The 455-nt window shown below is 69.9% G+C and carries 2 protein-coding genes; both read left to right on the plus strand.

Features of this window, described 5'->3' with window-relative positions:
* On the plus strand, window positions 1–255 hold a 255-nt coding region (locus tag QZH66_RS18435; RefSeq protein WP_305807236.1), incomplete at its 5' end, for a DUF2721 domain-containing protein.
* Between the two features lie 11 nt (window positions 256–266).
* The coding region (locus QZH66_RS18440; RefSeq protein WP_345783885.1) for a hypothetical protein at window positions 267–455 on the plus strand (189 nt) is incomplete at its 3' end.

Here is a 455-nt window from a genome sequence, read left to right on the forward strand (position 1 = left end):
GTCGAACTGGGCCAGCTGCGCCTGCGCGGGCGCCTGGCGAACGGCAGCATCGGCCTGCTCACGCTGTGCGCGGTGCTGATCGGGCTCACCATCATCCTGCTGTTCCTGGGCGAAACCATGGGCCTGGAGGCCGCGCGCCTGGCGGTGGCCGGCTTCCTGGCCGGCGTGGTGTCGTTCCTGCTGGCGCTGCTGTGCTTCATGGTCGAGACCGTGCTGGCCACGCGCCTGCTGAACTTCCACATGTTGAAGAAGTGAAAGGGACTGCCATGCGTTTGAGTGACCTGGGCGGGCTGGTCTATTCCACCGAGGCGGGGCGCATGTGCCCGGACTGCCGCCAGCCGGTGGCGCAGTGCGTCTGCAAGGCGGCCAGGCCGCTGCCGGCGGGCGACGGTATCGTGCGCGTGTCGCGCGAGACCAAGGGGCGCGGCGGCAAGGCCGTCACGCTCGTCAAGGGC

The organism is Stenotrophomonas sp. YIM B06876, from assembly GCF_030711595.1.
In the GTDB taxonomy this organism is placed as follows: domain Bacteria; phylum Pseudomonadota; class Gammaproteobacteria; order Xanthomonadales; family Xanthomonadaceae; genus Stenotrophomonas.